This is a genomic window from Bradyrhizobium sp. RD5-C2 (assembly GCF_019972155.1).
Classification (GTDB): Bacteria; Pseudomonadota; Alphaproteobacteria; order Rhizobiales; family Xanthobacteraceae; genus Bradyrhizobium.
The window spans coordinates 104,342-119,381 of the sequence record NZ_BOVL01000067.1 but is presented as its reverse complement, the minus strand read 5'-3'; the positions used below and the strand labels follow the sequence as shown (position 1 = coordinate 119,381).

The 15,040-nt window shown below is 65.2% G+C and carries 11 protein-coding genes; 7 read left to right on the top strand and 4 right to left on the bottom strand.

The window, feature by feature from the left end:
• Nucleotides 1-32: 32 nt before the first annotated feature.
• Nucleotides 33-1,673: a flavin-containing monooxygenase gene (locus BraRD5C2_RS39150; RefSeq protein ID WP_223977817.1), complete on the bottom strand. Its 1,641-nt coding sequence runs from the start codon at nt 1,671-1,673 to the stop codon at nt 33-35.
• Between the two features lie 299 nt (nt 1,674-1,972).
• Between BraRD5C2_RS39150 and BraRD5C2_RS39145 the strand changes: the two genes are divergently transcribed.
• Entirely contained in the window at nt 1,973-2,875 is a 903-nt protein-coding gene (locus tag BraRD5C2_RS39145) for a helix-turn-helix transcriptional regulator (protein ID WP_223977815.1), read from the top strand.
• 30 nt (nt 2,876-2,905) lie between these two features.
• Here the strand turns inward: BraRD5C2_RS39145 and BraRD5C2_RS39140 are convergent, their stop codons facing one another.
• Both BraRD5C2_RS39140 and BraRD5C2_RS39135 read right to left on the bottom strand, forming a co-directional pair.
• Nucleotides 2,906-3,940 (bottom strand): aldo/keto reductase, encoded by a 1,035-nt coding sequence (locus BraRD5C2_RS39140; protein ID WP_223977813.1) that lies wholly within the window; start codon nt 3,938-3,940, stop codon nt 2,906-2,908.
• A gap of 22 nt (nt 3,941-3,962) precedes the next feature.
• Complete coding sequence (locus tag BraRD5C2_RS39135) at nt 3,963-5,144, bottom strand: MFS transporter (protein ID WP_223977811.1); 1,182 nt, start codon at nt 5,142-5,144, stop codon at nt 3,963-3,965.
• 101 nt (nt 5,145-5,245) lie between these two features.
• On the opposite strand from BraRD5C2_RS39135, the gene BraRD5C2_RS39130 reads away from it, so the two are divergent.
• Together BraRD5C2_RS39130 and BraRD5C2_RS39125 are read left to right on the top strand one after the other, a co-directional pair.
• Entirely contained in the window at nt 5,246-6,202 is a 957-nt protein-coding gene (locus BraRD5C2_RS39130; protein ID WP_223977809.1) for a LysR family transcriptional regulator, read from the top strand.
• 7 nt (nt 6,203-6,209) lie between these two features.
• Nucleotides 6,210-6,698: an SRPBCC family protein gene (locus BraRD5C2_RS39125; RefSeq protein ID WP_223977807.1), complete on the top strand. Its 489-nt coding sequence runs from the start codon at nt 6,210-6,212 to the stop codon at nt 6,696-6,698.
• Between the two features lie 19 nt (nt 6,699-6,717).
• On the opposite strand, the gene BraRD5C2_RS39120 is transcribed toward BraRD5C2_RS39125, so the two are convergent.
• Nucleotides 6,718-7,467, bottom strand: coding sequence for a class I SAM-dependent methyltransferase (locus tag BraRD5C2_RS39120; RefSeq protein WP_223977805.1), 750 nt, complete (start codon nt 7,465-7,467; stop codon nt 6,718-6,720).
• Nucleotides 7,468-7,815: 348 nt separating this feature from the next.
• On the opposite strand from BraRD5C2_RS39120, the gene BraRD5C2_RS39115 reads away from it, so the two are divergent.
• From BraRD5C2_RS39115 to BraRD5C2_RS39100, 4 genes are all read left to right on the top strand, one after another.
• Nucleotides 7,816-10,191, top strand: a complete 2,376-nt coding sequence (locus BraRD5C2_RS39115) for a membrane-bound PQQ-dependent dehydrogenase, glucose/quinate/shikimate family (protein ID WP_223977803.1) — start codon at nt 7,816-7,818, stop codon at nt 10,189-10,191.
• A 17-nt stretch (nt 10,192-10,208) separates the two neighbouring features.
• Nucleotides 10,209-11,570 carry a carbohydrate porin gene (locus BraRD5C2_RS39110; protein ID WP_223977801.1) on the top strand — a complete coding sequence of 454 codons (1,362 nt, stop codon included), beginning with the start codon at nt 10,209-10,211 and terminating at the stop codon, nt 11,568-11,570.
• Nucleotides 11,571-11,690: 120 nt separating this feature from the next.
• The gene (locus tag BraRD5C2_RS39105; RefSeq protein ID WP_223977799.1) at nt 11,691-13,010 is read left to right on the top strand and encodes an Hsp70 family protein; all 1,320 of its coding nucleotides are present in this window, start codon (nt 11,691-11,693) and stop codon (nt 13,008-13,010) included.
• 137 nt (nt 13,011-13,147) lie between these two features.
• Nucleotides 13,148-14,737 (top strand): ABC-F family ATP-binding cassette domain-containing protein, encoded by a 1,590-nt coding sequence (locus tag BraRD5C2_RS39100; protein WP_223977796.1) that lies wholly within the window; start codon nt 13,148-13,150, stop codon nt 14,735-14,737.
• Nucleotides 14,738-15,040 lie beyond the last annotated feature (303 nt).

Here is a 15,040-nt window from a genome sequence, read left to right as displayed (position 1 = left end):
CGAAGACCGCAGCGCCGTATCGCGATCAGGCGCTACTGAATGGCAAAGCCCTGATAGCCGCTCGCGGCGACCTCATCGCATTTCTGGCGATAGGTACCGACGCCGCCGCAATAGGACAGCACCCGGCGCGGCTTGCCCTCGACATTCGAGCCGAGGTACCAGGAGTTGGTCTTGGCGATCAGCGTTGCGTTGGCGGTCTCGTCGTGATGCGCCACCCACTGATCCTCGGTATCCCTGGTCGGCTCGATGACGTTGAGGTTCTTGCCGCGCAGATATTTGATGCAATCGGCGATCCACTCGACCTGCTGCTGCAGGCAGGTCGTCATGTTGCAAAGCGCCGCCGACGGCGCGAGCGGCACCGCGGTCGTGAACAGGTTCGGATAGCCATGGACCTGCAAGCCCATCGTGGTGCGGATGTCCCTGCCCCAATCGTCCTTCAGCGATCGCCCCTCGCGACCCCGGATGTCGATGCGCGTCAATGCCCCCGTTCCGGCGTCGAAGCCGGTGGCGAGGATGATGACGTCGAACGCGTGGACCGTGCCGTCGGCGGTCTGGATGCCTTCGGATGTGATGCGGGCGATCGGATTGTTCTTGACGCTGACGATCTCGACATTGGGCCGGTGGAAGGCCTCGAGGAAGTTGCTCTCCAGCGGCACCCGGTGCGTGCCGAAACCGTAGTCGGACGGAATCAGCTGTTCGCAGAGCTTGGGATCCTTGATCCGCTCGCGCATCTTTTCGCGCACGAATTCGGTGATCTCGGCGTTGATGGCTTCGTCGAAGAACAATTCGGCGAACGACGAAACCCACAATTTGAGCGATCCGTCATTCCAGCAATCCTCGATCACCTGGCGTCGCTGCGGCGGCGTCAGGTCGGCCCAGACGTGCTCGAAGTCGAACTCGAATCCGGTGAACGTCTTCGGCAGCCGTTCGGTGAGGAACTTGAACTTCGACTTGTAGGCCGCGGCATCCGCCGCATCCCATTTCGGGTTCTTCATCGGGATGATGTATTGCGGGGTGCGGATGAACACCTTGAGATGACCGACCTCGCCGGCGATCGACTGGATCACCTGGATTCCGGTCGCGCCGTTGCCGACCACGCCGACGCGCTTTCCCGCGAGCTCGATCGGTCCCTTCGGCCAGCGCGCGGTGTGGAACAGCTCGCCCTTGAAGGTCTCCTGTCCCGGGAAGGACACGTGCGGCGCCGAGAGCATGCCACAGCAGGTGACCAGGAACTGGGTGTCGATCACCTCGCCCTTGTCCGTCGTCACCAGCCAGCGCTGCGTCCCCTCGTTGAAGTGCGCGCTCTTGACCGTGGTGCCGAACTGGATGTCCTTCCTGAGATCGAGGCGGTCGGCGACGTAGTTCAGCCAGCGCTCGATTTCGGGCTGGCCCGGGAACCGCTCGCTCCAGCTCCAGCCTTTGTAGAGTTCCTCGGAGAACAAATACTGATAGGTGTGGCCTTCGGAATCGAAGCGCGCGCCGGGATAACGGTTCCAGTACCAGGTGCCGCCGACGCTTGACCCGGCATCGATCGCCTTCACGCTCAGTCCCTGTTCGCGCAGGCGGAACAGTTGGTAGAGACCGGCGACGCCGGCCCCGACGACCACAGCGTCGAGCTTGGTCGTTGCACGCGCACCATTGCTTCCATTCGACCTTGTGACGGTCTCGGTCATCGTTTCCTCCCGTTGTCTTGCTTCGCACGCGCTCATACCCGCCGTGTCGCCGGGCGATGGTGCGTTGCGTCAATTGGGTCTCGGCCGCTGGCGCTGTCGCCGAGACGCAGAGCAGGCTACGGGTCGTGCGACCGAGCGGCTTGGATGAAACCGACAATCTCTGGAACGCCGCCGTTCAATCGAGCCATCGGCCGTTGGTCGCCTTGGCAAACCGCGAAAGCGGCCTATCCTGCGCTCAGACGTCCAGCCAAGAAGAAGCGGTCAACCGCGCCACGGATTCCACGGAGGAGGCTCGCGCGATGGGCCAATTGATCACGGTCGAGGAGCTGCCGCGCTATGCGCCCGGTGAGCTGAAGCTGGACAGCGCCTCAGTCGGGAGGAGCGACTTCCGGCTGCGGATCTTCCGCTATGAGCCATCGGATATCTGGGTTCCGCCGTCGGAAAACTTCCTGCTCGTGCTCTATCGCGACGGCGTGACGTCGATGAACCGTCGCGTCACCGGTGCGTGGAAGCAGGATCACGTCGGTCGCGGCGTCACGTCGCTGCTGACCCGCGCCGAGCCATCAAGCTGGCACTGGAAGAACGACATCGAGGTCACCCATTTCTATATCGCTCCAGCGCTCATGATGAAGACCGCGAGCGATGCCTTCGACCGCGACGCCGAAGCGATCGAGCTTCACGACCTGCTCAAGGCCGAAGATCCGATGCTGACCTGGATCAACGACCAGATGGTCCAGGAGGTTGCCGCAGGCGGTCCGGGTGGACGCCTCTGCTATGACGCGCTGGCGCTGCAGGCGAGCGTGCACATCCTGCGGAAATATGCCGCGATCGAATTCAAGATGCCGTGCGCGCAAGGGCGCTTCCGCCCGGCGCACGCCCGGCTGATCGAGGACTATATCGAGCAGAACATCTTCCGGAACATCACGCTGGAGGAGCTGGCGAACATCTGCAATTGCACGCCGATCCAGTTCGCCCGCAAATTCCGCGTGCATTACGGCACGCGGCCGCATGCCTATGTCCTTCGGCGCAAGGTGGAACACGCGTGCCAGCATCTGCGCAAGGACCGCGTGGCGCTGAAGGAGATCGCGCTGCTGAGCGGCTTTGCCGATCAGAGCCACCTCAATCGTGTGTTCCGGCAGCACATGAACGTCACGCCGGCGGAATACCGCCGGCAAGTCTGCGAGCATCCCGCGCAGGCGTGAGACCGTGACGCTGGTAGGCCGGCGGCCGGCTCACACCGGCGGCGGGTTCAGCCGCGCAAAACCGTCCTGGATTCGGTAAGGGTAGTACGGATAGGCCGGCATCACCGCGCTTGCCTTGTCGAGACGCGCGATCTGGTCTGCCGAGAGCGACCACCCGACTGCGCCGAGATTGTCGCGAAGCTGCGCTTCATCGCGTGCGCCGATGATGACTGACGACACGCTGGGCCGCGTGACCAGCCAGGCAATCGCAACTTGCGGCACGCTGCGGCCGGTCTCTGTGGCGACGACGTCCAGCGCGTCGACGATCGCGTAAAACTTCTCGTCGTCGACCGGCGGCCCGAACTGCGCGGTCTCATGCAGCCGGCTGTTCGCCGGCAATGGTTGCCCGCGCCTGATCTTGCCGGTGAGCCGGCCCCAGCCGAGCGGGCTCCAGACCAGCGCGCCGACGCCCTGGTCGAGCGCGAGCGGCATCAGCTCGGATTCATAGTCGCGGCCGACCAGCGAGTAGTAGACCTGGTGGGCCACGTAACGCGGCCAGCCGTGCCGCTCGGCGATTCCGAGCGATTTCATCAGGTGCCAGCCGGAGAAATTCGAAGCGCCGACATAGCGCAGCTTGCCGCCGCGCACCAGCGCATCGAGCGTCGACAGCACCTCGTCGATCGGCGTGAAGGCGTCGAAGGCATGGAGCTGCAGAAGGTCGATGTAGTCGGTGTTGAGCCGCTTCAGCGCCGCATCGACCGAAGCGACGAGGCGGTAGCGCGACGTGCCGGCATCGAGCGGACCCTCGCCCATCGGCAGGCCGGTCTTGGTCGAGATCAAGACCTTGTCGCGGCGGCCCTTGATCGCGGCGCCGAGGATCTCCTCCGAGGCGCCGTTCGAATAGACATCGGCGGTGTCGAACAAATTGACGCCGGCATCGAGACAGATGTCGATCAGCCGTCGCGCCTCACTGGCGTCGCTGCGGCCCCAGGCCGAGAACAGTGGTCCCTGACCGCCGAAGGTGCCGGTGCCGAAGCTGAGCACCGGGACCTTCAGGCCGGACGCACCGAGATTGCGATATTCCATTGTCATACTCCCTTGATCCGGTTCATTCGGCCGGGCACTGCGTGGCGAGGACGACCGGCCGGTCGAGGCGCAGACTCCACAGCGCAAGCAATAGCCCGACCGCGGTGATGACGGCGGCAACCAGCGGCAGCGCGCCGAGACCGAAGCCACGATCGATGGTGACGCCGCCGGCCCAGGCGCCGAGCGCGTTGCCGAGATTGAAGGCCGCGATATTCAGGCTGGACGCCAGCGTCCGCCCTTCGACACCGGCGGCTTCGAGCACGCGAAGCTGCAGCGGCGCGACGGTCGCGAACGCCGCGATCCCGAGCACGAACAACAGCGTGACCGCCAATGCCTTGATCGAGATCACCGCCGCCAGCGCGACGAGGACGGCGGCAAGGCCACCGAGCGACACCAGCAGCGCACGCGCGAGCCCCTTGTCGGCGAGCCGGCCGCCCGCGACGTTGCCGAACGCTAGCCCAGCGCCGAACACCAGCAGGATCGGCGACACCGCGGCGTCGGAAAATCCGGTGAGCCGGGTCAGGATCGGCTGCACATAGGTGAAGACCGCGAACAGCCCGCCGAAGCCGAACACCGTCATGGCAAGCCCGAGCAGGACCTGCGGGCGGCCGAGCACGGCGAGCTCCTCGCGCAGCGGCGCGGGCTTGTCATTGGCGCCGACATGACCGGGGACCAGCACCGCCAGCACGATGAAGGCGAGCACGCCGATCATTGCCACGGCCCAGAACGCCGCGCGCCAGCCGAGCATCAGGCCGAACCAGGCGCCGAAGGGAACGCCGAGCAGGGTCGCGACCGTCAGGCCAATGAACATCGTGGCGATCGCCGACGCGCGCTTGTCTTCGGGCACGAGGCTGGTCGCGACCACCGAGCCGACGCCGAAGAAGGTGCCGTGCGCCAACGAGGTCAAAATGCGCGCCGCCATCAGCAGCTCGTAATTCGGCGCCAGCGCGCAGGCCGCGTTGCCGAGCGTGAAGATCGCCATCAGCGCCAGCAGCACCGCCTTGCGCGGCATCCGCCGCGTCGCCAGCGTCAGGATCGGCGCACCGACGAACACGCCGAGCGCGTAGCCGGAAATCAACAAGCCCGCCGCGGATAAGGATACCTGCATGTCGGCGGCGACCTGCAGCAACAACCCCATGATGAGGAATTCGGTGGTGCCGATGCCGAAGGCACCGGCGGTCAAGGCAAGGACTGCGAGAGGCATGTGTCGCTCCGGAGGGAAAGGATTCCGCAATGCGACATAGCGGTCCGGACCGAGAAGGATTAGAATGGCCAGAATCCAATCATTTGTGACGTGAATTCAAGATGTCCCGAACAGACACCAACCGCTCCGGCGAGATGGACGTGTTCGTCCGCGTCGTCGATCTCGGCGGCTTCACGGCGGCCGCAAACAGCCTGCGCCAGACGCCGTCCGGCGTCAGCAAGCTGGTCTCCCGGCTCGAGACGCGGCTCGGCACGCGGCTGGTCAACCGCACCACACGCAAGCTGCAACTGACCGAGGAAGGCCAGGCCTTCTATCAGCGCGCCCAGCGCATCCTCGCCGACATCGACGAGGCCGAACGCGAGGCCGCTTCATGCGTGCCGCGCGGCCATCTCACCGTGAACAGCAACATCCCGTTCGGCATGCTGCAAGTGATGCCGCTGCTGCCGCGCTTCATGCGCGAGCATCCCGACATCACGCTCGACATCGTGCTGACCGACACGCTGGTCGATCTGATGCAGGCGCGCGCCGACGTCGCGATCCGCGTCGGCCCGCTCGGCGCCTCGCGGCTGATCGCGCGCAAGCTCGGCACCAGCCGCATGGTGGTGGTCGCCGCCCCGTCCTATCTCGCGCGCTTCGGCACCCCGAAGACCCCGGCCGATCTTGCTACCCATCGCGGCATCGGCTGGACGTTTCCGCGCAGCATCCGCGGCTGGCCGTTCCGCCGCGCTGAAAAGATCGAGGAGGCGCTGCCGCCGCCGGTCGCCCGCGTCAGCGACGGCGAAGCCGCGCGCCAGCTCACGCTCGGCGGCATCGGCCTCGGACGGCTGGCGCTGTTTCATATCGGCGAGGATATCGAGGCCGGCCGCCTGGTGCCGGTGCTACAAAATCTCAATCCCGGCGATCGCGAGGACATCCACGCGGTCTATGTCGGCCACGCCGGTCCGCTGCCGGCACGGGTCCGCGCCTTCATCGACTTTCTCGCGCAGCACATCCGCACCGGCGATCCGGCGCTGCGGCGTGGCGGGGACGGGAAATGGAAAGTCGTAAGTGACAAGTGAGCATTTGATGACGAACGAAACCTCGGCTTTGCAGACTGTCACCGAGTCGATCCGCATTGCCGCGGAGCCAACGCATGTCTGGGACGCGATCATCGACCCCAAGGCCGGCGAGACATGGCGCAACGCGCATTTCAACACCGATTGGCAGGTCGGCGCACCGATCGAGATCGAGGCGGAGATCGGCGCGAAGCGTTATCGCGACAAGGGCCGCGTCATCCATGTCGAACCGCCGTCACGGCTCGCATATTCCTATTGGTCGCAGGTCTCCGGCCTACCGGATATTCCGCAATCCTATGCAACAATCACGATGACGCTCGCGGCCGACGGCGGCGAGACGTTGCTGACCGTCACCCAGCAAGTGCCGCCATCGCCGATCCGCCGCGGACAGGGGTGGGAAATCGGCGCCGACTCCGGCGCGAAGCATGTCGCGTTCTACTGGCGCATGGCGCTGCCGCGCCTGAAGCAGGCAGTCGAGCAAGGACACGCCGCGCAATAGCGAGGTCTCGAAAAATGCTCTATGCCCGCTTCAGCAAGAAGAGCTGCGTGACATAAGGAAACACCACCTCGTCGGCATCACCGAGGCCGGCCTCACGCAGGATGGCGTCGGTCCTGTCGCGAATACCCGCCTTTTCCGCATCGGGAAGATTGGCGACATAGCTGGTCGACACCACACGCTCATAGACACCCTGGCGCGCCATCCGGTGCGGATGGTCCTGCACGATTTCCTTCTCGAGCACGAAGCGGGGATCGTGCAAGATCCAGCGCCAGTGCCCGGAGCGTTGCCGGGGTGTGTCTCCCGCATATTTCTCAATCATGACCGACAACGCGTCGACCCACGGCGCGCGGTCATCCCTGTTGTTCCAGACCAGCGCCAGCGTCCCGCCGGTACGCAGCAGGCGCGCGATCTCCGCGACCGACGGCTCGTTGTCGAACCAGTGGAACGCCTGCGCGCAGGTCACGAGATCGACGCTGCCGGTTTCGAGGGCGATCGCATCGGCGCGGGTGTTGATGACCTCGATCCCTGCTTCGTTCGCGAGTTTCGCCGACATCTCGGCGACCGGCTCGATCGCGACCAGCCGCGCCGTCCCGGACAAATGCGGACGCAGCAGGCGGGTGAACTTGCCGGTTCCGGCTCCGAGATCGACGACACAGCGCGTGTCCTGCAGCGGCAGCGCGGCGACGATCTCCGCCGGATAGCTGGGCCGGCCCGCCTCATAGGCAGCGACCGCGACACGATAATTCCTGGCCGTCGGGTTCAATGTCATTCGTGCTTCTCCTGCGAGCCGGGCATCTGCGATGAAACGCGCGGAACGGTATAAAGCAGCGCTGGCGCAGAACTGGAAGAGCACGTCGAGTCAAGATTCGCTGAGCACCCGTCACCTCTGCGTCAGTGCCACGCACCTGGCGTTGCTCCTTGTTGAACAAAGTGCACGCGGTTTGAATGATCTTGCTGCGCCAGGAATCGATGGCGCAACTTGGCACGCTTGTGTTGCATCATCGCCGCAGTTCCCGGTTGCAAGTTACTGTTGATTGAACCACAGTTCTTGAAAGCGGACGCGGTCTGTTGCGCTTGCGCAGGACAAGCCCGGTGCCTCTTCCGCACTGGTGCAGCCATGCCGCGATCCAGGGCCGTCTTTGTCACGGGTGTCGTCTACGCCTTGATCGGCTTGGTCCTCGCGGGCGGTGGCATCTGGCTCGCCGCGCTCGGCGGATCGATCTCTTACATTGTCATCGGCGTCGGCATTCTCGCGACCGCTGCGCTCTTGCTGGCACGGCGCCGTTCTGCGCTTTGGCTGTTTGCGATCGTGCTGGTCGGCACGCTGGCCTGGGCCCTCTACGAGGTGCAATTCGACTGGTGGCCGCTCGCGGCGCGCGGCGACATCATCTTCCCGATGGCGCTCTGGCTGCTGACACCGGTGATGGTTCGCGGGCTCGTCCGAAACGAGCCGGTGTCATACGCACGCGCCACGGCGCCGCTCTGGGTCGGCGTCGTGGCGGCTGCGGCTGTTCTCGTGGTCGGGTTGCTGTCGAGCTATCACGACATCAATGGCACGATTGCCGAAGCCGGGCCTGCCGTGCAACAGAGCGAAGCCGACCCGCAACCCGATGGCGACTGGCGCGCCTATGGACGCACGCAATTCGGGCAGCGCTATTCGCCGCTGAAGCAGATCACATCAGACAATGTCGGCAAGCTCAAGGTTGCCTGGACCTTCCGCACCGGCGACGTGAAGACACCGGAGGATTCCGGCGAGACCACCTTCGAGGTCACCCCGATCAAGGTGCGCGACACGCTCTATCTCTGCTCGCAGCATCAGGTGCTGTTCGCGCTCGACGCCAGGACCGGCACCGAGCGCTGGCGATACGACCCCAAGCTCGTGCACAACAAGACGTTCCAGCACATGACCTGCCGCGGGGTCTCCTATCACGAGACCGCGGCAGGTGCCGTCGACAGCAGCAGCAATCCGGCGCCCGCCGATTGCCCACGCCGGATCTTCCTGCCGGTCAATGACGGCCGCATGATCGCGCTCGATGCCGACAGCGGCAAGCTCTGCGATGGCTTTGCCGATCACGGCGTCCTCGACCTGCAGCAAGGGATGGGGATCAAGACCGCAGGCTTCTTCGAGCCGACCTCGCCGCCGGTCGTCGGCGACAGGATCCTGGTCGTCGCTGCCGCGGTGATCGACAACTACGCCGTCGAAGTGCCGTCGGGCGTGATCCGCGGCTTCGATGTCTACACCGGCAAACTGGTCTGGGCCTGGGACTCCGCTGCAGCCGACGAGAACGCACTGCCGTCACCGACGCGGCATTACACCAACGGGTCACCGAATTCCTGGATCACGGCCTCGTTCGATCCGAAATTGAATCTGGTCTACATCCCAACCGGCAACAACGGACCCGACATCTGGGGCGGCAATCGCGATGCGCTGGTCGAGCGCTATTCCAGCTCCATCGTCGCGCTTGATGTCGACACCGGCAAGCGTATCTGGTCGTACCAGACCGTGCATCACGATCTCTGGGACATGGACATTCCGTCGCAACCGAGCCTGGTCGATGTGACGACGGCCAAGGGCATCGTTCCCGCGATCATCCAGCCGACCAAGGTGGGCAACATCTTCGTGCTCGACCGCAGGACCGGCGAATTGATCGTGCCGGCGCCGGAACGTGCGGTGCCGCAGGGCCCTGCGCCCGGCGACCGCTCCGCACCGACCCAGCCGTTTTCCGAGCTGACGTTCCGGCCGGAGGCCAAGCTGACCGGCGCCGACATGTGGGGCGGCACGATCTTCGACCAGCTGCTGTGCCGGATCATGTTCCACCGACTGCGCTACGAGGGCACGTTCACGCCGCCGTCGTTGCAGGGCACGCTGGTCTTCCCAGGCAATCTCGGCATGTTCGAATGGGGCGGCATCGCGATCGATCCTGTGCGGCAGATCGCGATCGCCAATCCGATGTCGTTGCCGTTCGCGTCACGGCTGATTCCGCGCGGTCCGCAAAATCCTCCGGCGCCCACCGCCGAGAAGCCGGTCGGCAGCGAGATCGGGACGCAGCCGATGTACGGCACGCCGTTCGGCGTGGATATCTCGAGCTTCCTCTCGCCACTCTCCGTGCCGTGCTACCGGCCGCCATGGGGCTCGATGGCCGCCATCGATCTCAGGACGATGAAGATCGTCTGGCAGCATCCGAACGGCACGATCCGGGACACCACGCCGCTGCCGCTTCCGTTCAAGATGGGCGTGCCGATGCTCGGCGGGCCGATCACAACCGCCGGCGGCGTCGCGTTCTACACCGGCACCTATGAGTACACGATCCGCGCCTATGACGTGCGCGACGGCAAGGTGCTGTGGGAAGATCGCCTGCCCGCCGGCGCGCAATCGACGCCGATGAGCTACGAGGCCGGCGGCAAGCAGTACGTCGTCACCGCGGCCGGCGGCCACGGCTCGTTCGGCACCAAGCGCGGCGACTACGTCATCGCCTACGCGTTGAAGGATTGAACCCGGAGAGCGTCGTCATGCTTGCGTCCGGCGACCGAGCGAAGCATCCGACGGCGTTCTGTCTCTGGCTGGGTCTCACAGCGCTGGCGGTCTGCGCAGGCGGTGAGCTCGCACATGCCGCCGATCTGACGGCTCAAGGCGCGGCGGCCAACCCGGCGCCGGCACCGGTCCCCTGGCTGCTCGGCGATTGGGACGGCGCGCGAACCCGGCTGTTGAATGCCGGCATCGATTTTCAGTTCGGCTACACCAGCGAGCTTGCCGGCAATGCGACGGGTGGCCAGCGGCAGCAGGTCGCCTACACCGATCAATGGACCTTCGGCACGACGTTCGATCTTGCAAAGCTGGGCGTCGTGCCCGGCGGCACGATCCAGGTCACATGGACCGACCGCAACGGCAGCAATCTGAGCGATGACGCGCGCCTCGGCACGCTACAGCAGGTGCAGGAGCTGTTCGGACGCGGCCAGACGCTGCGGCTCACGCAGTTCTGGTACGACCAGAAATTCATCGGCGGCCTGGTCGACTGGAAGATCGGACGCATCACCTTCGGCGAAGACTTCGCATCCTTCGCGTGCGACTTCCAGAACCTGACCTTCTGCGGCGCGCAGCCCGGCAACCTCGTCGGCAATTACATCTACAACTGGCCGGTCAGCCAGTGGGCCACCAGGCTGAAATTCAATTTGCCGGGTTTCGGCTATTTTCAGTTCGGCGTCTATGACGCCAATCCCAATTATCTGAAGGTGTCGCAGTCGGCGCTTCCGGTGTTCTACTCGGGATCCACCGGCCTTCTCATCCCGGCCGAGATCGCCTGGCTGCCGAAATTCGGCAATCTGCAGGGCAGCTACAAGTTCGGCGGCTGGTACGATACGTCGAATGCCCCTGATGCGGTCACCGACATCAACGGCAACCCGGCCGTGCTCAGCGGGCAACCGCTGCTGCAGAGCCGCGGACGTTACGGGGCCTATGTCAGCTTTGTTCAGCAGGTGCTCCGCCCGTCGCAAGCGAGCTCCGCGGGCATGCTCAGCCTGTTCTTCAATGCGACCATGGCCGACCGCCGGACCGCCACCACCGATTATCAAATCGCCGGCGGCCTGACCTATACCGGCCCATTCCAGTTGCGACCCGAGGACGATATCGGATTTGCGGTCGGCACCACCCATGTCAACGGCCGCATCGCCTGCTCGGAAGAGCTGCAGAATCTGGCCGGCCTTGGTCCCGTCGCCGTCCAGGGCAATGAATACGTCATGGAACTCTACTACACCTATCGGCCGCTCGCCGGCCTGCAAGTGCGACCGAACGTCCAGTACGTGATCGACCCCGGCGGCACCAGCAGGAACGCCAACGCATTGGTGTTCGGCCTGAAGACGGTCGCGAATTTCTGACACGCGCATGACGCCCGTGTCACTCCGCGGATCGTGAACTTTGCGACGTCCGAAAGGGTTGGCAAACGTGGTCAAAGCCGCTAAAGGTCCGGCCCCTTTCACAGACAATCCGAGCATGACATGTCGAGCGCCCCGCGCGCCGTCTCGATTGGCGTCGATTTTGGCACCAGCAACACCGTTGTCGCGCTGTCCGATAGCGACGGCCGCGTCGAAGCGATCCGCTTCGACCATGGCGGCCGCACGCATAGCGTCTATGTCTCCGCGCTGTGCTTCTGGGAGGACCGGCCGGGCGCCGGCCTGCATCCGCGCGCCGAGGGCGGGCCGTGGGCGATCGAGCAGTTCCTCGAGGGACGCACGATCCATCGCTTCATCCAGTCGTTCAAGACTTTCGCGGCGAGCTCGGCGTTCAACACCACCCAGATCTTCCGGCAACGCTACAAGTTCGAGGACCTGCTCGCAGCGTTCCTGCGCACGCTGACGCGCCATGCCGGCGAAGGCTTCGATCTCGGCGCACCGACCATCATGGTCGGCCGCCCGGTGACGTTTGCCGGCGGCAATCCCAATGACGAGCTCGCCATGCAGCGCTACCGGGCCGCGTTCGAGCGGCTCGGCGCCGGCCACGCGCGCTATGTCTACGAGCCGGTCGGAGCGGCGTTCTCCTTTGCGCGCAGCCTCGATCACGATGCGACCGTGCTGGTCGCCGATTTCGGCGGCGGCACCAGCGACTTCTCCGTGATGCGCTTCTCGCGCAAGGGCGGCGTGCTGAGCGCCGAGCCGCTCGGACATTCCGGCATCGGCATCGCCGGCGACACCTTCGACCACCGCATCGTCGACCACATCGTCTCGCCGCGGCTCGGCAAGGGCACCAACTACCGCTCGTTCGACAAGGTGCTGCCGATCCCCAATCACTATTATTCGAGCCTCGCGCGCTGGCATCAGCTCGCGATGATGCGGGGCAATGGCGATCTGCGCGAGTTGCAGCAGCTCGCGCGCACCGCGATCGATCCGGCGCCGCTGCACGATTTCATCACCATCGTCGACCACGATCTCGGCTTCGCGCTGTATCGCGCCGTGTCGGATACCAAGGTCGCGCTGTCGAGCCGCGACCGGGTCGAGTTCCGCTTTGCCCGGCAAGGCATCGATATCGGCACGACCGTGACCCGCGACGATTTCGAATCCTGGATCGCCGACGACATCGAGCGGCTCGGTGCGACGGTGGACGAGGCGCTGGCGAAATCCGGCATCACCGCGCGCGACGTCGAGAAGGTGTTTTTGACCGGCGGCACCTCGTTCGTGCCGGCCGTGCAGCGCCTGTTCGCCGAGCGCTTCGGCGAAGCGCGGCTGACCTCGGCGGATCAATTTGAATCGATCGCCTATGGCCTCGCCTTGATCGGCCACACGCCGGATCCGGACCGCTGGACCTTCGCCGAAGCCGCGTGACGGTTCGCGTCGCGCCTTGATACCGGCCCAATGCGCGGCTACATCAGTTCAACATCAATTCGAGAGGATGCCGACAGCCATGGATTTCATCCGGACCGCAACGCCCATCAGCCTTGCCCACCGGGATATCCATCGCCATGCCTGCATCGATCACGCTCGCCCATCTGACCCTGTCCGCGCCTGACGGCCGGGTTCTCCTTTCCAATATCGATCTCAATTTCGGCCCCGAACGGACCGGCCTTGTCGGCAGGAACGGCGTCGGCAAGACGACGCTGCTCGGCCTGATCGCGGGCGCACACGCGCCGCAATCAGGCACGGTCTCGGTTCAGGGACGCGTCGCGATGCTGCATCAGGCGGTTCAGCTGAAGCCCGACGAATGCGTCGTCGATCTGTTCGGCGCGCGCGGTGCGCTCGCCGCATTGCGCCGCGCCGAACGGGGCCTTGCGAGCACTGAAGAGCTTGCGGATATCGACTGGACGCTCGACGCGCGCATCGCGTCGGCACTCGAGCGCGTCGGACTGAACGACGTGCTCGAAGCCCCGCTGGCGACGCTGTCCGGCGGACAGGCCACGAGGGCGCGCCTTGCCGCACTGACCTTCGCGCAACCCGACTTTCTGCTGCTGGATGAGCCCACCAACAATCTCGATCGCGCGGGACGCCAGGCGGTGATCGACCTGCTCGCCGACTGGCGGCATGGCGCCATCATCGTCAGCCACGACCGCGAACTGCTGGAGACCATGGATGCGATCGTCGAGCTGACCTCGCTGGAAGCCCGACGCTACGGCGGCAATTGGAGTCAGTACCGTGCGCGCAAGGCCGTCGAGCTGTCGGCAGCACGACACGATCTGGCCGATGCCGAGAAGCGCGTCGCCGAGATCGACCGCAAGGCACGGGAAACATCCGAACGGCAGGCGCGCAAGGACGGCGCCGGCGCGAGGAAGCGCGCCAAGGGCGATCTGCCACGGATCGCCGCCGGGCTGCGCAAGGATCGCAGCGAGGACACCGGCGGCGAGAACGCCCGCCTCGCCGAGCGGCGGCGGACGCAAGCGCTCGAACTGGCCACCGCGGCGCGCCAGCGCATCGAGGTGCTGCAACCGTTCTCGGTGCAGCTGCCGTCGACCAATCTGCCGGCGAGCCGGATGGTGCTGCGGATCGAAGCCGCCGATGCCGGCTACACCGCGGAGGCGCCGATCCTGCGCGATCTTACCTTCTCCATGTCAGGACCGGAGCGTGTCGCGATCACAGGCCCCAACGGCGCCGGCAAGACAACGCTGCTCAAGCTCGTCAGCGGCGAGCTAACCGCAGCGCGCGGCACCGTCGAGGTGATGACCCGCTTTGCGATGTTCGATCAGGCGGTCAGCCTGCTCGATGCGACTGCTTCGATCCTGGATAATTTCCGGCGCATCAATCCGCATGCGAGTGAGAACGCCTGCCGCGCCGCGCTGGCGCGTTTCATGTTTCGCGCCGATGCGGCCCTGCAGACCGTCGCGAGCCTGAGCGGCGGCCAGTTGCTCCGCGCCGGCCTCGCCTGCGTTCTGGGTGGCGTGAGCCCGCCGCCGCTCCTGATCCTGGACGAACCGACCAACCATCTCGACATCGAATCAATGGAAGCGGTCGAGGCCGGACTGCGCGCCTATGACGGCGCGCTGCTAGTGGTGAGCCACGATGAGACCTTTCTCGAAGCCATCGCCATCACCCGCAGGTTGGATCTCGCTGAGTGGAGGTGATGGGTCAGGAAGTGAACAGCCGAGCACGCGTCGCCTTGGGGTAGGTCGTAAGGCGCGGTGCTCGGCTGTCAGGCCGCGCGGCGGTGCGGCCATTCCGCCAACCTCACTCGTCCCCACGAGCGAGGCCGTCGGAGCTGAATCTCGCCGGTTGCTAAATCCGCGCCGTCGAATGGAGTGCGTTTCTCCAAAGGGCAAATGCGACGAAGCCTGCCAGCAGCAAAAAGCCACCACCGGCCGCGATCAAAAAGTGCGCGAACGTCATCTTGGAAATCCCAAATTGAGAAGCATCCTGCGGCGCGACAC